The organism is Euryarchaeota archaeon (genome assembly GCA_016207515.1).
Classification (GTDB): Archaea; Thermoplasmatota; SW-10-69-26; order JACQPN01; family JACQPN01; genus JACQPN01.
Map to the genome: position 1 here is coordinate 12,588 of JACQPN010000012.1, position 19,997 is coordinate 32,584.

Consider the following 19,997-nt stretch of genomic DNA (forward strand, 5'->3'; position numbering starts at 1 on the left):
CGCGTGCGGCGGGCGGGCTCAAGGCTCGCCCCGCCAGCTTTTCTTTTAGGCATTTTTTCATATATTCCATACATACATATAAATAGAATATGGAATAGACTATCCTTTACGTGATTTCCATATTACAGGCATTGCGTGACGCCCTTCTTGCAAGAAGCCCCATCGCGGTCCTCCCGGAGCCCGTCTGGAAGCGCACCTCGGCACTCAACACATGGGGCACGAACGCGATCGAAGGGAACACGATGACCCGCAGGATGGTGGAGCGCCTCCTACTTGGCGACCAGATGCGCGGCACCGCACCTGCCCGCGACATCGCGGAGACGATGCAGCACGACGCGGTATTCCGACGGCTCCCGCCGCTCGTCGATCGACTCGTGACGCCCGAGATCGCGCTCGACCTTCACACCGACGTGTTCCGCAACACCAAACCGCACGCAGGCACGTGGCGCACCATCCGCGTCATGATCTTCGGCTCGGAATACGAACCGCCAAGACCGGAGGAAGTCCCACTCCTGATGCGCCACTGGGCCCAAGATTATGCGCATCGTTGGGTCGCCGGTGAAGACGTCTTCGAACTCGCCGCGTGGATGCACTGGAGATTCGAAGCCATACATCCCTTCGAAGACGGGAATGGCCGGGTGGGGCGATTGCTACTCAACATGCACTTCATGCGGCAGAGTTGGCCGCCTATCCATCTGGGCCCTCCCGAGAAGGACGAGTACGTGGCGGCGCTCCAGGCGGGCCACAAGAACGACCTCGCCCCGCTGCGCGATCTCTTCCGGGCGACCATGGGGCGAAGCCTTCTCGACCTATTGGATCAAGTGGGCACGGCAGACGACGCGCTCCAGACGATCACCAATCTCGGAAAGAGCGGCCCCTACGATCGGAAGTACCTTGCCCTTCGGGCGAGCCAGGCCGCACTTCCCGCCATCAAGGTGAAGGGAGAATGGAAGACGAGTCGGCGGGCTCTTGCTATCTATGCCGACGCGATGGGGCGCAAAGGTGACGGGTGAACGGCCGCGTCGGCCGTCCGCTGTGACACGTTGACAAGTCTACCGCATCGATCCGGACGACCAGCAAAGGATTATCGAGAGAGGTGGGGGAAGGGCCGCGACACATGGGCGTAACGAGGAGCTACGGCGCTGGCTCCCGCAACTCGACCGTGTGCCCGTCAGGACTGTTCACGTAGGCCAATCGGCCGCCGCCTTCGCGGAAGGGCGGGATGACGAGTTTCCCGCCGGCCTTCTCCAATGTCTCGATCGCGTCATCGAGTTTTCCCCCTTCCACTTTGAAATTGAGGTGATCCAGCGCTTCGCCGGCCGAATACGGCGTGGCGTACGGGTTCCCTGGCGGGTAGTAGTTGAGTTCAAGGAAGTGACTCGCATCTCCGGCCACGAGTTCGACAAGCGTTCCCCCTGTCTCCTTGACGAGGGCGCCTTCCCGTAGGCGCATGCCGAGGCCTTGCGTGAAGAACCGGATGTTCGCCTCAAGGTCGACGACCCTTAGCCCGGTGTAGCCGAAAAGGAACCTCATGACTTTGAACTAGACAAAGGAGGTTTGAATCTTTGGCCTACGTCACGACCTCTTCGAGGCGCTCTTCGTCCACGGCGCGACGGAGCTCCATCGCGATCCTCCTCCCGGTCGACATCGGCCTTCTCCATAGGGCGTTCCCGTAAGGGTGGCCCACGGAGACATGTACGTTGGTTCCGCCGCCGATACGCGGCGCGACGTCGTAGCAGAAGAAGTCCATGTCCTTGTCGACGCAAGTCTGCAAACAGAAGGGGCCGATGATGCCGGGGGCGTAATGCGTGCGCGCAGCACCTACGAACCGTTCGGCCATGTCGAAGACCTTCTCTAGAAGCGATTCGCGGATCGTCGCCGAGTTGTGGCCGACCACCGTGTATTCGGGCCACATCTCGCCTTCGCGTAACGACATCTGTTGCGGAGCGGGGAGCCTCACGTGCCCGTCGAGGCTCGATTCGAAGCGCCAGTCGATCCCCAGGAGTTCTATCGGGCTCATCGTCTCCTCGAGCGGGGAGTGGAAGAAATTGAAGTTGAACACCGGGCCGATGATGTAATTCTCGATCCGCGCGTTGGCAAGCGAGGCCCGCTCGATGGTCCCGGCGCGGATCATGGCCTCCGATTTCTTGACGTACTCCTCGTGCGAGGCGCACGTGAAGAAACCGCGCTCAAGTTTCTTCTTCGCGTGATGGAGTTTCACTATCGAAAGGCCTTCGATGTCCTCCGGACGTTTTACCTCCGGCGGGAAAGGGATGCCGGCCTTCTCAAGCAGGTTGTAGTAGGAGTCCTTTCCGTCCCGTTCCTCGACTTTGAGCATCGAGCGCGAGCCGAGAATCGGGACGGCGAATTCGTCCTCGATTGTCTGGACCTTGGCGTACGAAGAGAAGGAGCGGTTTGGAACGAAGATCGATTGCTGCTTCAGGAGCCGTTTCTGCGCGTCGGCCGTCAGGACGTCCTTGAACTTGGGCAGGACGATCGCCTCGTCGACGATCCCCCGGAGCGGTCTTCCATCTGGGCCTCGCTTCGCCCGGAAGTAATCCGAGTAGGTCTTCTCGCGGCCCGCCTCGCAGATGGCCACCGTCCGGAACCCCTCGTCGACCGCACCGTCGCAGACGTCGAGCGCCGAATGCGACGCGAGGACCGCAACCGAGACCTTTCGAGGGTCATAGGTTTTCAGGTTCTTGAGCACGGAGGCGCGTTCGATCACGTTCCGTCACCCCGTTCCAAGTGTCGGCCAAGAAGGAGGTCGCGTACCGGGATGTAGATGAGAATGACCGCGATGTACAGGAAGATGAGTAGCCCTGGCCAAAAGATCGTAGGCGTGAAGGCGATGTCGATGCCGCTCGCCATGACGTAATAGGTCGCTCCTCCCCCGACGATGAGGCCTCCGAGCAAGGTGATCACCTGTCCGAGCCGGCCGGGCCGCAAGACGACGACGGCGCCCGCCGCGAGGAGGAAGACCATTATGAGAGGCGCGAACAAAGTCGTGCTCACTCCGCCCACTATCATGAAAGCGATCACGACACCGGTTATCGCGTCGCCGGCGATGAGGCCCGAAGCGAGCAGTATCCCGATGCGTTCGACGCCCGAGTGGATGCGTTTGTTGCGCGCGGTCTCGGTGCTCGCAAAGTGCACGATCCCCTCCCCGGCGCGGATGGTCGACTGCAAGGGGTACCGGCTCTTCAGGTACCGGTCGACGAGGAGGCGCAAGATGCCGCCGGCAAAGATCGGGACGGACAACGTCAGAGGAAGATAGATCCCCACCGCAACAGGAAGGACCGGTAGGTTGAGCACGATGAGGCCGACCGCGAGCACCATGCCGATTACGAGAAGGTTCAGGTCCAAGGTCTGCGCAAAAAGGCCCTGGACGATGGACGACATCAGGAACGCCTGCGGGGCGGGCAGTTGCTGGCTTCCGATCGTGTAGGCGGCGTCTATGACGTTGAGGACGGGCCCGACGATGAGGGCCGTGACCACGACTCCCACGATGAGGGCGATCTGTTGCGTCCGGGGTGTCGCGCCGACGATCTGGCCGGTCTTCAGATCCTGGAGGTTGTCGCCAGCCATCGCGGCCGCACAGGCGATCACCGCGGCGACGCCAAGCGCTCCCTGTATGCCTTGCGCCCCCGTAGCGCCCGCGGCAAGGAGAAGGAACGACGAGAAGATGAGCGTCACGATGGTCACCCCGCTTATCGGATTGTTGCTCGAACCGACCACACCGGCGAGATAACCGGCGACGGACGAGAAGAGGAATCCAGCGATGAGCATCACGATCGCCGCCAGCGCCGCCTGCGTGATGGACTGCGTGAAGAACCAATAGATCCCGAAGATCGGGATCGTGAGGAGGAGGCAACCGACGAGCACCTGGATCATCGGTATGTCGCGTTCGGTCCGAAGCGCTCTGGGCGCGTCCTTGCCCTGGCGGAATTGGGTGACGCCGTCGTCGAAGGCCCGCTTCAGGCTTTTTCTCGTCTTGAAGATCGTGTAGAGGCCGCCGGTGATCATCGCCCCGCCGCCGACGTACCGCACGTTCGCGTTCCAGGCCGCGAAGGCGGCCGGGATGTCTGAAAGCTGCGCCCCCGCGGCGTCGACCGGGAACGGCCGCATCGTCATGAAGATCGGGATGAGGATGAACCATGCGATGGCGCCTCCCATCATGATGAGCATGGCGATTCGAAAACCGACGATGTAGCCCACGCCTAGGAGGATCGGCGCAAGGCTCGAACCTAGATAGAACACGCTGTTGCCGAATCGCGTGGCCGCTTGAGCCGTGTCCGTCCAGAGACGCATCCCGAGCTGCCCATAGTTGAAAAGCGCCGCGAGGACGATTCCCCCCGCTAGTACGCGCATCCCTTCCCCCTTCTCCTCGCCGGCTTTGAGGATCTCTCCGCACGCGACCCCCTCCGGGAACGGGAGCCTTGCCTCGATGATGTAGGCGCGGCGCAGTGGCACTGTGAAAAGCACGCCGATGGTCCCTCCGGCGATGGCGATCGCCGTCACCTCCAGGAGATGGATGTCCTGCCACGCTCCCGCGAGGACGAACGCGGGGACCGTGAAGATGACGCCCGCGGCCAAGGCTTCCCCGGCGGAAGCGATGGTCTGGACGATGTTGTTTTCGAGGATGTTCGAGTTCTTGAACGCCCGCAGAATGCCGACCGAGATGACGGCTGCCGGTATGCTCGCCGAGACAGTGAGCCCGACGCGTAGCCCGGCATACGCGTTGGCTGCGCCGAGGATCGCGGCCAGGATCACACCAAGGAGGATCGCCTTGATGGTGAATTCGGGGATCGACCGGTCCGCCGGGATGTACGGGCCCTCGCCCGCCGGTGGGGCCGCGGTTCCTGGCTCTGGCACAGGGCGCGGATTGCGCCTGACAATAATAAGTGTGCCGTAGACGATTCGGGCCCGAGACGTGCGGGTGCGCCGGGCCCACAGGCGAAGGCAAAAAACCGATCCGCGGGGCCGGCGATGCTACAGACTTGCCCGTAGCGCCGTCGAGAATTCGCTTAGGCCTTTCGCGAGGACCGTCGCATCCCCTCCATACCCGACACGTACGAAGCCGGGGAGACCGAAGAATCCGCCCGGCACTACGAGCGTCGAGTGTTCTTCGAGGAGCCGCCGCGCGAACTTTTCGTCGTCGACGCTTTTTGGCAAGCGGATCGCTCCGATGATGCCCCCGGAAGGTTCGCGCCAGGAGACGAGGCTAGAATCCTCAACGAACCTCCGCATGATGCCAAGATTAGTGTCCCGGATGCGCCTTGCCCGCTCAAGGAGCCGGGGCTTGGACTTCAGGGCTTGAATCCCCAGCGCCTGTGAGACTACCGGAGGCGTGCCCGAAGTGTAGCCCCTTACGCGCCTCACCTCGGCCGCAAGTTCGATGGGGCCGACGAGCCAACCGATTCGCAGGCCGCCGCGCCCGAAGCACTTGGAGAACGCGTTCGTCGTGACGATATTATCGGCGATCGAATGCGCTGGGGGGACCTGCTTCAGCGCGAGTTCCCGGAAGATCTCGTCAACGAAGAGAACCCCCTCGTGCTCCGCGGCCACCTCCGCGAGCCGCTTCATCTCCAAGACATCCAACGCCCTGCCCGTCGGATTGTTCGGGTTCGCAAGAACGAACAGCTTGGCGCCCCGTTCGAACCCGGAGCGCACCTCGTCGACGTCGAACCCCCAATCGAGGTCCTCACGCCGATGCACGCGTTCCACGTCGGCGCCGGCGAAGGCGGGAACCGCGGCGAGCTGCTCGTACGTCGGCGTTTCGACCAACACCCGTTCCCCGGGGTCGATGAGGGAAAGCAGTCCAAGGAAATTGGCTTCGGTTCCAGCCGTCGTGATGGCTATTCGCTCGCTGTCGACCTTTTCCGACAGGGCAAGCTCCCGGTATAGCTCGGGAGAACCCGTCGCCTCCGAATAACCGAGTCCCAGTTTCGAGAGGTCGATCCCAAGGCTTTCGAAGGTCACTCCGGGGATGGCGCTTGTCGCTATCTCGTACTTGGCGCGCGATTCGTGGGCGTCGAGCCACTCGTCGAGAGCAAATGTGGGAAAGCGGCAGCTCACCCTCATGGAAGGGTCTTTCCTCCCGATTCCTTCGCGAACCAAGCGTCCACGAGCGTCCTCACCTTCTCCCTCTGGCCGTCGGTGAGAAGAGTGTCCCCTTTCAAGGCATCAGCGCCCTGCTGCAGGTAGTCGCCCATCGCCGGCCGCGGTACAATCGCAATCGCGACCGCCACCACCGCGACCGTCCGCCACGACCATCCGTCACCGAGCGCCATCTTTGGGGCCGCTCTATCCTTGGAAGGTAATAAAGGTTAGGGGTAAGGTAGGCGGGCAGAAGCGACGTTTGCGGCCTCGACTAGTGCCGCACCGAGATCAACGATTCGATCTTGTCCATCGCGCGGTGCATGCAATCGAGGGCCCGCGCCGATTCCTGCTCGTCGCACAATCGGTCCTCGTACTCGGCCGCGTGCTTCGTCGCGAGGAGGTTCCCCGTTTGCTTCGCAATAGCGTCGCGGTCGCGCGAGGAGACTCCATCGATCGTCTCGAAGAGGTCGAGGAGATCGTCGTGGTTTTCCGAGGCGGCCCGTTTTCCAAGTCGCTTCACGCACAAGGAATCGAGGGCGTTGATCACGGCATGGACCGCGGCGGAGACCGTGGGGTCCCAGTCACCAGCCGCGTGGGCTGATTCCGCGGCTCGTTGGAATCGCTTGGCCTTGGTCAGGTAGATGCCGGATCGGGCCCGGTCGAGCTCTCGCGTCTTCAGACCACGTCCTCCAATCTCTTCGTTGATATGGGTATGCAATCGGTCCTTACGGATCGGATAAGCGGCGTTTCCCAGGCGCGGCGCAATTCAGACGGCGTGGAATGGAGCATGTTGTAGCGGCCTTTGTAGATCGCCCTCGCTGCCCGCCGCACCCGTACTCCGGCCTCTGCGGCGGCGTCGTGGCTTTTCGCTACGAGGAGGACGTCGATATCGCTTTCCGCCGTTGCCTCCCCGCGGGCCACGCTTCCGAAGAGAACGCAAACGACATCGCTCGGCAGGACTCCGGCGATTGTCGACACCAACGCTTGTGCCAGTTCTTCCTCAGATTTGAACAATCTCCTCAGAGGTTCGCTGAAAGTGGACGCGGAACGAAACTGTACTTGTTCGCCTCGTCCCGACCCGTGCGTCGTCACGAGACCACCGGCTTTGAGGTCCCGCAAGGCCAAGTTCACCGTATTCGGGCTCATTCTGACGTTGCGGGCTATCTCGGCTTCGTTGAATATCCGGTCGGGGCTCCTCGAAAGGAGGCGCAAGATCCTGATCTTCGACGCCGATCCCAGTGCCCTTTCGGTCCATGCGAGTTCCGGCATATCCTATCATTAGGACAATATCCTATTTATAGGATTCGAGGCGCAGGGCCCCGGGTGCGCTTGAAAAACGAGCCGGTGGCGGCCCGAGGTATTCTCCAATCAACGCCCCGAGCTACGAGGGTCAGGCACGCATCAACCACTTCCTTTATGCCAAGCCCCTCATTCGGGAACCAGATGAAGCCGGACACCAAATCCCCCTACAAGTCCTTCGTCGAAGTGACCCACCGCGAGCACTTCGTCCGGGACAAGACGTTCGACATCGACCACGTGCGCCTCGACATCCGCGTCGACGAGAAGGCGGGCACTGTCGGCGGGAGTGCGACGATCGAGCTGTCCGCCATCGCCGCGGTGTCGGAGATAGAACTCGACGCCATCGACCTGCAGGTGAAGCGCGTGGTCGAGGGGGGTAAAAGCCTCCGGTTCGAGAGACTCGCGGAGAAGCTGCGTATCCGGCTCGGCCGAAAGCTCAAGGAAGGCCAGAAGACGCGCGTCAAGGTCTTCTACTCCGCCTCACCGAAGAAAGGCCTCTATTTCATCCGGCCGGACAAAGGCTATCCTGACAAGCCGTACCAGGTGTGGTCCCAGGGCGAGCAGGAGGACAACCGGTACTGGATGCCCATCTACGATTCCCCGAACGACAAGATGACGAGCGAGGTCGTGGCCACGGTAAGGGACGGTCTCACCGCCCTCTCGAACGGAAGGCTCCTTTCGGCAAAGCACGACAAGAGAGCGAAGACGAGGACGTTCCACTGGATGCAGGACAAGCCGCATCCGTCCTACCTCATCGCGCTTGTCATAGGCGAATTCGCGGAAGTCAAGGATAAGGCCGGTCACGTGCCTCTCGGTTACTACGTCAGAGCGAAGGACGAAGCGCTCGCGGCCCCCACGTTCAAGGCCACGAAAGAGGTCATCGCGTTCTTCGAGAAGTCCATCGGCCACCCGTACCCTTGGGCGAAGTACGATCAAGTCGTCATCACCGATTTCATGTGGGGCGGGATGGAGAACACGACGCTCACGACGGTGAACGAGAAGTACCTCGTCGACGAGAAGACGCGCGCCGACTTCGACCCCGACGGGCTCGTCGCCCACGAGCTCGCCCACCAATGGTGGGGCGACCTAGTCACGACGAAGAGTTGGGAGCACATCTGGCTGAACGAGGGCTTCGCCACATATTTTGATGCTCTCTTCTACGAGCACAAGCACGGGAAGGACGAATTCCAGTACCACATGCTCGCGAACGCCAAGTCGTACATGGACGAGGATTCAAACAGCTACCGCCGGCCCGTAGTCACCAACATGTTCACCGACCCGGAGGACATGTTCGACCGGCACACGTACCCGAAGGGCGCTTGGGCGTTGCACATGATCCGGTACGCCCTCGGCGACGCCCTGTTCTGGAAGGCCATCAACCATTACATCAAGAAGAACGCGGGAAAGAACGTCGAGACGAACGACTTCAAGATCGCGATTGAAGAGGCGACCGGCCGCAACCTAGATTGGGTCTTCCGCCAATGGCTTTACAAGGCGGGGCACCCGGAATACGAGGTCAAGTGGTCATGGAACGACGGCGTGTCTGCCGTGGTCCTGAACGTCAAACAGAAGCAGACCGTGACCGAAGACACACCGATGTTCCGCATGCCCGTGGAGATACTTGTCGAGACCGAGAAGAGGACGAAGACGTTCAAGCTCGACGTGGAGAAGGCCGAGCAGACCTTCCATCTGGTCGTCGATTCAAAGCCAAAGCTCGTCCAGTTCGATCCCGACCAATGGATCTTGAAACGGCTGAAGTTCGAGAAGGAGAAGGACGAGCTTCTCCACGAGCTCGCGAACTCGAAGGGCATCATCGGGCGGATCACGGCCGCCGAAGGATTGAGCAAGGTCATCAATGACGACAAGGTCATCGCGGCGCTCGAGGCCAGTTTGACTCGCGACAAGTTCTACGTCGTGCGCATTTCGTCGGGCCGCGCCCTTGCCGCCATCGGCAACGACCTCGCCCTGGAGTCACTCCTAAAGGGCCTCAAGGACAAGGATCCGCGCGTACGTCGCTCCGTCGCCGACTCGCTCGGCGGTTTCAAGAAACCGCCCGCGGTGGAGGCGCTAATCAAGACGATCGGAAGCGACAAGAGCGATTACGTGGTGGCCTACGCGCTCGCTGCCCTTGGGAAGACACGATCAGAGCGCGCGTTCGACGTCCTGGCCAAGAACCTCCCAAGGAAAAGCCACAACGACGTCATCCCCTCCGGTGTCCTTTCCGGACTGTCGGAACTCAAGGACGAACGCGCGGTCTCCCTCATCGTCAAGGAGACGGCCTATGGGAGGCCGTCGACGATCCGCAACGCCGCGATATCGGCGCTCGGGAGGCTCTGGGAACCACTTGAGAAAAAGCGCGACGACATCATGGACGCCCTCGCCGACACGGCAAGGGATGAGATGCATTCGCAACGAAGAGCCACGTATGAAGCGCTCGCCCATGTGGTCGAATCCCGTGCGTTTGCCGCTCTTGATCGGGGCGCGAACACGGACCCCATAGGCATGCTCCGGCATACGGCAAGGCTTTCTCTGAAGTCTCTACGCGAGAAGAAGGAAGAGCAGGCGACCCACGCGAAGACGCAGAAGGAGCTCGAGGAGATGCGCGAGAAGATGAAACAGCTCGAACTCAAGATCGCGGACGTGGAACAGAAAGTCGGGAAGGCGGGGAAGAACGGGGCGCGAAAGCGATGACTCAAGGCGCCCGTGGGCGCCGGCCGGCGACGGAAACATCCCGGAAACGGCAATCGCTTTCCGTGATGTTCCCGTAACCCTCATCATCCGGGGGCGGCTCCACGCCTTGTGCGATCCTCTGCGTGGTTTGCCCCGCTCGCCTTCGCCGCATGTTGCCTCATCTGGGGCTCGACGTGGCTTGCGATCAAGGTCGGTTACGATGGCACGTCGGCACTCATGGCGGCGGGTCTGCGCTTCCTTCTTGCGGCGGTCATCCTCATTGTCGCCGGGATCGCGCTTCGCTCCAAGTTCCCGTTGAAAGGGCCGTCGCTTCATCTCGCGGTCGCGGTCGGCATCCTGCTTTTCACGTTCGATTACGGCCTCATATACTGGGGCGAACAGGTCCTCGAAAGCGGTCTCACGGCGGTCCTCTTCGCAACGCTTCCGATACAGACGGCGCTTCTTGCGAACGCGTTCATCCCGGCCGAGCGGTTGACCGGGAGGCGCGCCGCCGGGGTCGCCCTCGGGTTCGTCGGTGTCCTGGTCATATTCAACCAGAGCCTCACGTTCGATCCCTCGCGCCTTGCTCCCATGCTGGCCATCGTCCTCGCGGCCACGTTCGCCTCCATCTCCTCGGTCACCACGAAGATCCGCGGGCACTCGGTCGACGTGGTGGGCCTCAACGCGGTCGCCATGATGATCGGGGCCGTCCTCCTTTTCGTTGGCGCGGCCGCCCTCGGCGAACCGCTTATCATCCCGACGGCCCCGACGGCGCTTTTCGCCATTGCATATCTTGCGGTCCTCGGGTCGGTCGTCACCTTCCTACTCTATTTCTGGCTGCTCAAGACGTGGCAGGCGACCACGTTGTCGTTCATCGCCGTGATCATCCCTGTGATCGCGCTCGTCCTTGGATTCTGGTATCGCGGCGAGGTCGTGGGCCCAGCCGTCCTGGTCGGCGGCGCCATGATCATCGCGGGAATCTACCTGGTCTCGACCATTGGCGCCCGGGCGGGCTCTCGTCTCAGTGCGGGAAAGTAGCGCGCTCGAAGGGATGGCAATGCTTTTTGCCCCGTCGTGCGGTGCGAAGGTCGAAGATCGTGGCCGGGTGGAAGCGCGTCGTCATCATCACCGTCATATCCGCCGTTGGCGGCGGTGTAGGCGGTTTTGTCGCAGCCGGACTTCTGGGGTTCATTTTCGGCTTCGCCATCGGGGGCGGACTAGGTGTGGGCGTGGGTTTACTAGGAGGAGGCGTAAAGTCTGGTGTCGGTGCGGGATTGATGGCGGGGTCCGCAGGCGCGATCGTGGCGGGCTTCGTGGCGGCGATAATCTCGGCCATCGTCAGCGGTATCTTGACCGGTATCGGGCGGGCATTTTTCGGCGGTTAGTCCGTCCGCTCGTACTCGATCTCCAACTTGTCGAGCGCCAACACCGTGTAGTACGTACTTGTGAGTACTTTTTCCACGCCTGCCTCGAACATGCCGCGCCCGCCCGCCACGGTGTAGATGTTCTCCATCGTGTCGTCGGGCGCGTGGTAGGCGTTGTAGTCCGACGCGAGCCGCATCCCGCTCCAGCGCATCACCGGGATGTTCACCCGGTCGAAGTTCCGCTCGTCGCTATTGCGCGTCGAGAAATTGAGGATCTGCACGGCCGACTCGCCCTCCGGGTAACCCAACATGTCGACCGTTATCGCGCGTTGCAGGGGATTGAAGACATCGGCCGTCGAGGCGCCCGAATATATACACATGCATCCGGCGGTGGAAGGCCAGTTGATCCCCACCATGTCGAAGCCGATGTACGTGTCGATCACGAAGGGGTCGTCCTTGATGTCGGCAACGAACGCCTGCGACGCAAGGAGCCCTTCCTCCTCGCCGTTGAAAAGGATCACGGCCCGCGTCTTCTCCGTGGGAACGGACTTGAGAAGGCGCGCCAGTTCGAGGCTTATCATCGTGCCGGACCCGTTGTCGTAAGCACCTTTCAGAGTGACGCCGTAACGGTACATAGTCCAATTCGCGGAACGGTTCTCGACGACGCGTTGGGCCTCGGGCAGAGTCTCATCGATGACCTGTTGGCGCCACGCGGCCTTCGAATCGTAATGCCCGCCCCATGCTACCCAGTGGTTGGGATCCGTGGTCCCCGGTATGTGCGCCACGATGGCCCGTAGCGGCCCGAGCGGGAACTTGCTCCCCGTCTGTGCAGTGAGCCCGGCGACCGCGTAGTTCCTCAATTCCACCGTGTAACCCATCGCCTTCAATTCGGAGATGATGTGCTCGGTGGCCTGAGCCTCGACGGCGCTTCCGGTCACTCGAGGACCGTACGCGTCGGTGAACCGGATCAGCCAATCGACGGAACGCTTCGCATCGACGGCCGGCGGCGTCGCACTCTCCAGAAGAGCCATGAGCTCGGCGGGTGAAAGCTCCGCGTCGGCTAGGGTGGACGATGTCGCAATCGGTTGCGTGGAGACGCAGCCCGAGAGGACTACAAGGGCCCCTAGGATGAGGCTGGATGCGTGGGTCTTCCCGTTCACGGCCATATCGCGCGCCATTGCCGTTCGCCTCCAAGTCGCCATATCGCCTAAAAAGCTTTATTGAACAAAGACGGACGCCGGCGCGATGGCGGGGCTGCCTACCCCTTGGCGGCGAGCGCGTCGAAGGCCGCGGCGGCGTTCACGAGCCCGTATCCGTAGTAATCGTCGTGAGCGGTGGGGCCACGGCCCGCAAGAGGCCCGATCTTCTTGGCCGTCACCATGAAGACGTTCTTGAACTCCGTGACGGCGCTCGGGCCGCCGGCGGCCCCGTCCCGTTGGTACTTCGGGAAACCTTCGAGGAGCAAGGCGATCACGGCGCCCACGTAGGGTGTTGCCTGCGAAGTGCCGCTTGCCGAGACGTAGAGGCCCTCCTTCCATGAGGAGACGATGTTGACGCCTGGAGCCAAGAGCTCCGGTTTCTGGTTCGGGTCCGTCCTCGCGCCGATCGACCCGATGACACCCGTGTTCTTCCCCTTGTAGCTGAAAGGCGCGATGTGCTCCTTCTCGTCCACGGCGCCCACCGCGATCGCTCCTTGGACGGACGCAGGGGTCGCTACGTCGCCGTTGTCCTCGTTCGGGTCTTCTTTGTTCCCCGCGGCGGCGACGACGAAGACGCCGAGGTTCACGGCGCGGTTAACCTGGTCTTCGGTCTGGCTCCCCAAGGACAGGAGACCCTTCTTTCCTCCGAGCGAGAGGACGATGACGTCCGCGCCGCCGTCGATCGCGGCGGAGATGCCGCGCGCCGCCCCCGCATCGTCCACCTCCCCGTTGCCCGGAACCGCCTTCACGGCGATGAGGCCCGAGAGGGGGGAGCCGCCTTTGACCGTCGCCCCTTTGACGACGTCGTTTTTTCCCTGGCCCACTATTATCCCGGCGACATGGGTACCGTGGCCGTTGTCGTCGTAGGGCGAAGTCCTCCCACCCACGACGTCCACCCACGCAACGCTCACGCCCGCGAATTCAGGGTGCGAGGTGTCGATCCCAGTGTCGACGACGGCCACGAGGACGCCGCGACCGAGGGTGCCTCGCGCATGGAGGGCTTCGATGCCGGTGATCTTCAGCGCCCAGGCCGATTGGGTGACGAATTGGTCAGTCACCCCAGTGCAGCCCGTAAGCCCCGGAAGCACCAAGAGCAGGATCAGGAACGAATCCCGGCGCATCGACCGCATAACCCGCTTCTGGTAGAAAAAGGGGCGATAATCCTTTAGGGGTCGCCCGGAGATAGCGTCCACGTGACCACGGTCATCCTCGCCCATGACAAGTTCGGGCCCGTGTCGGCAAAGACCGGCGCGAGCCTCATTCGTTACGGACGGGACAAGGTGGTCGCTGTCATCGACCGCTCGAAGGCGGGGCACGACGCCGGCGAGTTCCTCGACGTCGCCAAGGGGATCCCCATCGTCGCTTCCATGCGCGAGGCCCTCGCCTTCAAGCCGGACACCCTCGCGATCGGCATCGCTCCCGTAGGCGGCATGCTCCCGGACGAATGGCGTGTCGACCTCGAAACTGCGCTTCAAAACGGGGTCGACGTCGTGAGCGGACTCCACTTCTTCATCGCCGATGACCCCGCACTTGCCGGACTCTCGGCCCGGACCGGCGCCAAGATAGTCGATGTCCGGCGGCCGCCGCAGCGAAGACTCATCGCGACGGGCGAGGCGCGAAGGATCCCAGCGATCACGGTCCTCACGATCGGCACGGATTGCTCCATCGGGAAGATGACGACGGCAGTGGAACTCCAACGCGAAGCGCTACGGCGCGGCATCGAGGCGGCCTTCGTCGCCACCGGCCAGACGGGCATGATGATCGGCGCCGATGAAGGGGTCGCGATCGATGCGGTCGTGGGCGATTTCATGGCGGGCGAGGTTGAGCGCATGGTGTTGTCCGCGGCAGGAAAGGGCAAGCGCCTGATAGTCGTGGAGGGGCAGGGGACGACAAGCCACCCCGCCTACTCCGGAGTGACGGTTTCGTTGCTTCACGGCGCCTCGCCAGACTACCTCATCCTCTGCCATGACGCGACGAGAAAGCACAAGAAAAGCTTCGAAGACTTCCCCATAGTGCCACTGAAGGAGGAGATCGAGAACAACGAGCGGCTTCTCCGGCACACGACCGGCGGGCGCGTGGTCGGCGTCGCGCTCATGACCCTCGGGTTGACGGATGAGCAGGCGCGCGCCGAGGTGGCGAAGGCCGAGCGGGAATCGGGGCTGCCGGCGACCGACCCCGTGCGATTCGGGCCTGGGATATTGATGGATGCGATCGAGAAGGCGTCCTACGGTCATAGGAAACGGGTGACGCTTCGTGGACATTGAGGCGACGGGGTTGAAGTGACGTGGACATTGACGTCTCGCGGCGCGACCTGAAACTCAAGAGGCCCTTCGTGATCTCTGCCGGCGCGTCGGACCTGGTCACGGTAGTTCGAGTGAAGGTCACCGACGGCAAGTCGAGCGGCCTCGGTGAGGCGTCGCCGTCTTTACGCGTGACGGGCGAGACCGTGGCCAGTGTCGAGGACGTCCTCGGGATCGTCCGGCGCCAGATACTTTCAGACCGCCGTGGGCTCGATGCCGGGTTCAAAGAAGCGCGGACCGGGATATCCGGGAATGGCTCCGCCATGGCGGCGCTCGACATGGCCATCCTAGACCTACGAGGCAAGGAAGCGGGCCGTCCGGCGCGCCGCCTCCTTCGACTTCCGAAGGCGCGACTGGCCACTTCGAAGACCGTGAGCCTCGCCGAACCAAAGGAGATGGCCGAGGAGGCCGCCTTGTTCCTCGTCGAGGGCTACGGGACGTTGAAGATCAAACTCGGTGCCGGGCCCAAGGACGCGGCCCGCATCGCCGCCGTGCGCGCGGCCGCTCCGAAGGCGCGATTACGCGTGGACGCGAACGCGGGATGGGACCCGCGCACCGCCCGCCGGATGCTCGATGCGCTTGAAGACAACCGCGTGGAACTCCTCGAACAGCCGGTGAGCCCTCGTCTCGTGCGGGATCTACGGGACCTTACCGCCGCCACGAAGATCCCGGTATTCGCGGACGAGTCTGTGAAGACCGTGGAGGACGTCGAGTTCTTGGCCGCGACCAAGACCGTCCGGGGGATAAACGTGAAACTGATGAAATCCGGCGGCATCAGGCCCGCCGCCGACCTTCTAAAGGCGGCCAGGAAGCGGCGATTGAAGACGATGATCGGGTGCATGATAGAATCGAGCGTCGCGATCTCGGCCGCCGCGCAGCTTCTTGCCCTCGCGGATTTCGCCGACCTCGACGGAGCGGACCTCATCGCAAACGACGACTACGCGGGGGCGTCCATCGTGAAGGGCGTGATCTCGACGCCGGACGGACCTGGCCTCGGTCTTTCGCCCCTTTGAGCTCTAGAAGAAATTCGGCGGCTTGAGTTTCTCTTCACCGGTCGTGGGCTTCGAGCGGGCGCGCGCCAGTATCTCACGGAAGGCCTCGTCCTGCGTCACCATGGAACCGCGTTCCTTGGCCAGTTCCGCTTTGAATAGGTCGAAATCGCGCTTGTCGGAGTCGCTTACGCGGATCACAGCTAGGTTCGCCATGCTTTCTCATCACGGTGTCACATTTATTAGATTTGTGAAGCGGCTTGGCTCAAGCCGCCGGCAGGAAGGAAAACGGGGTGGAACCCCAAAATTGTCCATAGATGGACGAAACGAGGCGTTCCAAGTGTTAGATTTCCTGAAATCGTATCAAGTTTGTAATAAACAGCTTAAATAGTCGATGGGTCCGACTAGAAGTGCAGTTGCCGATTATCGGGGGCCGCTGACGCCTCTCAAGACCAGTCGAACTCCCTCCCCGCCCCCAACGAGTTCTTCCCGAATGTATTGGGATGCGTCGGGCCCCTCTTGCTCTCACAGCACCCTTTTTGGCGCCGGGGGCGCCAAAAAGCGTGCACGGAAAACTTGTGCCCCGTTAGGGACGGGGCCCATCCCTCCGGGATGGGCCGGGCGCTCGCCAAGGGATGCGCGTGTTTGTTTCAGTCCAGCGCGAACAATTTGTATTTGCCCGAGACCTCGAACAGGCCGATCCGGGCCCCCGCGTCAAGCCAGCCGTGCGCGTAGTTCACGCAGGCGAAGGCGTTCACCATGTCGCCCTTTTCTGAAAAATGCATGGCGTCCTCATAGTACGCGCGCGCCATCTCGAGGAACTCGTCGGCCGACCTTCGCAAATGGGATCTCTCGTGCGCCGCGATCTTCACGTGGCCCAACGCCTCCCGGGTGATGGCGAGGTACTTCTCGAGCCGTTCCTTCGGGATACGGTCCGCGGCGCCCTCCGCCATGGCCTCACCGGTTCCAGAGCCGGGCGTGGAACCCCTTCCCTTTCCTCAATTGGGACTTCACCTTCACGCGCACGCTTTCGAGGCTCCGTTTCAGGTCTTTCGTGCCCTCGTCATCCTTGTAATCGCGAAGCAGCCTCTCGATCTTTGGGAAGAGCTTCGCGTCGATGAGCGTCAACAACTCGTCCAGGTTCCTTTCCGGGAGGCGCGACAGGTCGCTTTCGGCGAGCCGCATCGTCGCTTCCCGTACCTCAAGGAAATCGCGATCCGTCGTCACAGGCGGCGACGCCGGTTCCGTGTCCGCGGCCTCCAACTCCTCGTGGATGGCCCGCCGCGACACCGGCGTCTCGACCTCCCGTTCCTCCTCCGGCGCCTCGGAATCGAGGTCTTCGAGGACATTGACGGAGCTCCCGCCGTGCTTCGTCTCGCGCGGCCTGATCTCGACGAAGATGGGCTGCGCCAGCGCCGCGTTCGAGACTATCGCAACGCCCACCGGGAGTTTCGCGATCTCGCCCTCCATCTCTCCAGTGAGGCCTTCGACCGAGGAGGAGATGGCCTTGAGGTCGTTCGGGTTCGTCACTTTGAGGATGAACTGCGTGTTGCATTGGGAAACCACGTTCTTGTCGACCTTGGCCGGGCGTTGGCTCACGACGGTGAGACCAAGGCCGAACTTGCGCCCCTCCGCGGCCACGGTCCGAAGAAGATCCGACGAGAGGGCGACGCCGTAGCCGCGTTCAGGGCAGAAATTGTGAGCCTCCTCGACGACAAGCATCATCGGTGGGATGCGGTTGAGTTTCCTCGCCTCGAAAAGCTCTTTTCCAAGTCGCGACACGACCATCTGCTGGATCTCCGGCGGCACGCCCCGGAGATTGACGACCGTGCATTGCCCCTTCTTGGCGAGGGCCGCCACGGGCGTGCCCTCCTCGTGGAAGATCCCGAGGCCCTCGACGAGTTCGAGCGTCGAGACTAGGTTCCACTTGGCGTTCGATTGGTTGCGCTTGACCTCTTCGATGACGTCGCGCACCGTGTAGTCCTTGCCGCGATCCGTTATCGCCTTGATCGCCTGGTGGAGCATCCCCATCTGGACGCTCGATATGCGGCCCCCGAGTATGTCGTTGAATTCATGGGGGCGCAGGTTAGTCCCATCGAGTTTCAGCTTTTGCGCGTTCGCGTTCACGGCGTTGTCCGGCGAGTACTCGATGACCGCCTCGCTGTAGCCCTTGGGTTTCACGCCGAACCGGCGCATGATCGTCATCTCGCGCCTCTCGACGTTCGGTTCGGCGAGGCTCGAGTACTCACCGTGCGGATCGATCACGACGATGGGCACTTGCTTCTTGAGAAGCTCCTCGAGGATGACCCCGACCACGTAAGACTTGCCCGCCCCCGTCTTCGCAAGGACGCAGACGTGTTTTTGGACGAGCGCATTGATGTCGAGCCGCACCGGGATGTCGTGGCCTGCCAGGAAGCCGATGTAGGCGCCATCGTCGTCGGCGAGACCCAAGACGCTCCGGATCAGGTCCGCGTCCGCGCGGAGCACGCGCTCGCCGGCCTTGAAAGGGGAATGAGGGCTTCGAAGTATGGATCGTGCGTCCCGGTAGCCAAGGACGATCGCGTTCGCCGACAGCTTGTCCGAGACGTCGGGCCGACTGAAGGGTGAAACGGACGAGGCGCGTTCGAACGAAAGGTCGCTCTCGCGGGTGATCGCGTGGATGCGCGCGAGCACTATCCCCTCGTCGTGCCTGACCTTCACGTACTCGCCGCGTTTGACCTGGGCATCGTTCAACGCAATCTTGAACTCCGCGGCGTCGACGTGCCCGTAAATGACGCCTAATTGTTCCTGCATCCCGGTCGACTCTACTTAGACGGGCTTCACTTATATTTGTTATTTTAGGAAGCCACTGGGATGACCGAACCTACTTGGCGCGGATGTGGGGAACAAGCGCCGCCGGGTCCCGTAACTTCAGCCTCAGCCGCAGATGGAGACCCTTATCCGCGAGGGGATCACCCCCGGCCCGCGTGGACAATTCCAGGACGCCGCGTAGCTCATCAAAGGCCGACACGTCGCAAACGCGGAACAGGTAGCCGTGGGCACTTGCCCTGCTCATGCGGGTGGTCATGAAATACGTAAGCCCCGCCGAGATGAAGACGAGGGCGCCAACAAGGAACCCGCGACCATCCGGGAAGAAAAACAGGAAAGCGAACGACGTAACTGCCGAGGATCCGAAGAGTAGGATGGCCACATTCTTCATGTAGGAACCATCGGGAGCGAAGACGAGCGAGCGATCGCCCACCATGAGCTCCCCTGACATCCTGAAAAGCGATGGGACGCGGCGCAGCATCGTGGCGCCGCTTCGCCCACGGATCGCCTCTCCAGGGCAATTGAGCATCCAGACGTCCTCGGCGTCCAACGGTGTCGAAGGGACGCCGGGCCCTAAGAGGCTTTGGAGACCGACTGATCGAGGATCACGTGCGCAGGTTGGAGCTCCGTCTCCGGCGGCACGTTCACGACGAGGGTGAAGCCCTTGAAGGCGAACTCCAGAGCCTGCTCCTCCTCGCGAGCGGAGGCGCTTTCCACCGCGATCTCAGCGGTCACGTAAGCTGGCCGGGCCTCGTGCCGGCGAAGAAGGTCCGTGAGGTCGAAGGTGTGCGAATGCCACGTCCCGTCGGCGGGGGCCGATTGATCGTGAAGGGTGTGGCCGGACACTTCCATGTCGTCGTCTCTCCCGACGCGCGCGTTGGCCCTCACGTGGAAGCGTATCTCTTGCGCCCCGGATCCGCCCCAAAGTCGGCGTCTCTCGATGAAGTGGAATACGGCCGATTCGATCGAGCGTAGGTCCGTCAAGGCCACCGGCCTCGTCCAGATGCTGCCTTTTCCCGTCGCGCCGCCGCCGCTCGTGAAAGCCATCTCCTGGCCGTCCTTACGCCACGCGGGCGGCCGCACTGAAGGCAGTTTCTTCATGAGTTTGTCCACGAGGCCCTTTCGGATGTCCGCGACGGTCTCGTCGAACGTGAACGAATCGAGGCCGTCCTGGGGCGTGAAGATGTACTCGTATTGCTTCCGTGGGTCCTTTCGTGGCATCGGCGAACTACCTGTTCCGGGGAGTGGGTGAAATGGAAAGGGCGG

The 19,997-nt window shown here is 62.4% G+C and carries 20 protein-coding genes; 6 read left to right on the forward strand and 14 right to left on the reverse strand.

The genetic code is table 11. The features are described from left to right. The first annotated feature begins 110 nt into the window (after nucleotides 1-110). Nucleotides 111-1,013: a Fic family protein gene (locus tag HY556_05230; GenBank protein ID MBI4393189.1), complete on the forward strand. Its 903-nt coding sequence runs from the start codon at nucleotides 111-113 to the stop codon at nucleotides 1,011-1,013. Between the two features lie 121 nt (nucleotides 1,014-1,134). Here HY556_05230 and HY556_05235 read toward each other — a convergent pair whose 3' ends face one another. The 7 genes from HY556_05235 to HY556_05265 all read right to left on the reverse strand — a co-directional run bounded on the left by HY556_05235 (nucleotide 1,135) and on the right by HY556_05265 (nucleotide 7,371). Beyond that, a complete protein-coding gene (locus tag HY556_05235; GenBank protein MBI4393190.1) occupies nucleotides 1,135-1,533 on the reverse strand; it encodes a VOC family protein in 399 nt (132 codons plus the stop codon). A gap of 37 nt (nucleotides 1,534-1,570) precedes the next feature. Beyond that, entirely contained in the window at nucleotides 1,571-2,728 is a 1,158-nt protein-coding gene (locus HY556_05240) for a formate--phosphoribosylaminoimidazolecarboxamide ligase family protein (GenBank protein ID MBI4393191.1), read from the reverse strand. Next, on the reverse strand, nucleotides 2,725-4,875 hold the full coding sequence (locus HY556_05245; protein MBI4393192.1) for an oligopeptide transporter, OPT family: 2,151 nt from the start codon (nucleotides 4,873-4,875) through the stop codon (nucleotides 2,725-2,727). The genes HY556_05240 and HY556_05245 overlap by 4 nt, the downstream gene beginning before the upstream one ends. 117 nt (nucleotides 4,876-4,992) lie before the next feature. Continuing rightward, a complete protein-coding gene (locus tag HY556_05250; protein ID MBI4393193.1) occupies nucleotides 4,993-6,084 on the reverse strand; it encodes an aminotransferase class I/II-fold pyridoxal phosphate-dependent enzyme in 1,092 nt (363 codons plus the stop codon). Continuing rightward, the gene (locus HY556_05255; protein ID MBI4393194.1) at nucleotides 6,081-6,293 is read right to left on the reverse strand and encodes a hypothetical protein; all 213 of its coding nucleotides are present in this window, start codon (nucleotides 6,291-6,293) and stop codon (nucleotides 6,081-6,083) included. The genes HY556_05250 and HY556_05255 overlap by 4 nt, the downstream gene beginning before the upstream one ends. Before the next feature lie 80 nt (nucleotides 6,294-6,373). Next, entirely contained in the window at nucleotides 6,374-6,820 is a 447-nt protein-coding gene (locus HY556_05260; protein ID MBI4393195.1) for a HEPN domain-containing protein, read from the reverse strand. Further along, nucleotides 6,778-7,371 carry a nucleotidyltransferase domain-containing protein gene (locus HY556_05265; GenBank protein ID MBI4393196.1) on the reverse strand — a complete coding sequence of 198 codons (594 nt, stop codon included), beginning with the start codon at nucleotides 7,369-7,371 and terminating at the stop codon, nucleotides 6,778-6,780. The genes HY556_05260 and HY556_05265 overlap by 43 nt, the downstream gene beginning before the upstream one ends. A 174-nt stretch (nucleotides 7,372-7,545) precedes the next feature. On the opposite strand from HY556_05265, the gene HY556_05270 reads away from it, so the two are divergent. The 3 genes from HY556_05270 (at nucleotide 7,546) to HY556_05280 (ending at nucleotide 11,456) form a co-directional block, all read left to right on the forward strand. Next, a complete protein-coding gene (locus tag HY556_05270) occupies nucleotides 7,546-10,092 on the forward strand; it encodes a HEAT repeat domain-containing protein (protein MBI4393197.1) in 2,547 nt (848 codons plus the stop codon). A gap of 108 nt (nucleotides 10,093-10,200) precedes the next feature. Further along, nucleotides 10,201-11,109: an EamA family transporter gene (locus tag HY556_05275; protein ID MBI4393198.1), complete on the forward strand. Its 909-nt coding sequence runs from the start codon at nucleotides 10,201-10,203 to the stop codon at nucleotides 11,107-11,109. A 59-nt stretch (nucleotides 11,110-11,168) separates the two neighbouring features. Continuing rightward, the gene (locus tag HY556_05280) at nucleotides 11,169-11,456 is read left to right on the forward strand and encodes a hypothetical protein (protein MBI4393199.1); all 288 of its coding nucleotides are present in this window, start codon (nucleotides 11,169-11,171) and stop codon (nucleotides 11,454-11,456) included. On the opposite strand, the gene HY556_05285 is transcribed toward HY556_05280, so the two are convergent. Further along, nucleotides 11,453-12,613 (reverse strand): M28 family peptidase, encoded by a 1,161-nt coding sequence (locus tag HY556_05285; GenBank protein MBI4393200.1) that lies wholly within the window; start codon nucleotides 12,611-12,613, stop codon nucleotides 11,453-11,455. The two genes, HY556_05280 and HY556_05285, sit on opposite strands and share 4 nt — an antisense overlap. Nucleotides 12,614-12,693: 80 nt before the next feature. Then, complete coding sequence (locus tag HY556_05290; protein ID MBI4393201.1) at nucleotides 12,694-13,755, reverse strand: S8 family serine peptidase; 1,062 nt, start codon at nucleotides 13,753-13,755, stop codon at nucleotides 12,694-12,696. 72 nt (nucleotides 13,756-13,827) lie between these two features. Between HY556_05290 and HY556_05295 the strand changes: the two genes are divergently transcribed. Further along, nucleotides 13,828-14,898 carry a DUF1611 domain-containing protein gene (locus tag HY556_05295; GenBank protein MBI4393202.1) on the forward strand — a complete coding sequence of 357 codons (1,071 nt, stop codon included), beginning with the start codon at nucleotides 13,828-13,830 and terminating at the stop codon, nucleotides 14,896-14,898. Nucleotides 14,899-14,918: 20 nt separating this feature from the next. Further along, the gene (locus tag HY556_05300) at nucleotides 14,919-15,947 is read left to right on the forward strand and encodes a dipeptide epimerase (GenBank protein ID MBI4393203.1); all 1,029 of its coding nucleotides are present in this window, start codon (nucleotides 14,919-14,921) and stop codon (nucleotides 15,945-15,947) included. Nucleotides 15,948-15,950: 3 nt separating this feature from the next. Here HY556_05300 and HY556_05305 read toward each other — a convergent pair whose 3' ends face one another. From HY556_05305 to HY556_05325, 5 genes are all read right to left on the reverse strand, one after another. Next, complete coding sequence (locus HY556_05305) at nucleotides 15,951-16,139, reverse strand: hypothetical protein (GenBank protein MBI4393204.1); 189 nt, start codon at nucleotides 16,137-16,139, stop codon at nucleotides 15,951-15,953. A gap of 434 nt (nucleotides 16,140-16,573) precedes the next feature. Next, entirely contained in the window at nucleotides 16,574-16,876 is a 303-nt protein-coding gene (locus HY556_05310; GenBank protein ID MBI4393205.1) for a DUF357 domain-containing protein, read from the reverse strand. Nucleotides 16,877-16,880: 4 nt separating this feature from the next. Next, nucleotides 16,881-18,716, reverse strand: coding sequence for an ATP-binding protein (locus HY556_05315; protein MBI4393206.1), 1,836 nt, complete (start codon nucleotides 18,714-18,716; stop codon nucleotides 16,881-16,883). A gap of 70 nt (nucleotides 18,717-18,786) precedes the next feature. Next, entirely contained in the window at nucleotides 18,787-19,281 is a 495-nt protein-coding gene (locus HY556_05320) for a hypothetical protein (GenBank protein MBI4393207.1), read from the reverse strand. A gap of 23 nt (nucleotides 19,282-19,304) precedes the next feature. Next, nucleotides 19,305-19,952, reverse strand: coding sequence for a hypothetical protein (locus HY556_05325; GenBank protein ID MBI4393208.1), 648 nt, complete (start codon nucleotides 19,950-19,952; stop codon nucleotides 19,305-19,307). Nucleotides 19,953-19,997: the final 45 nt, after the last annotated feature.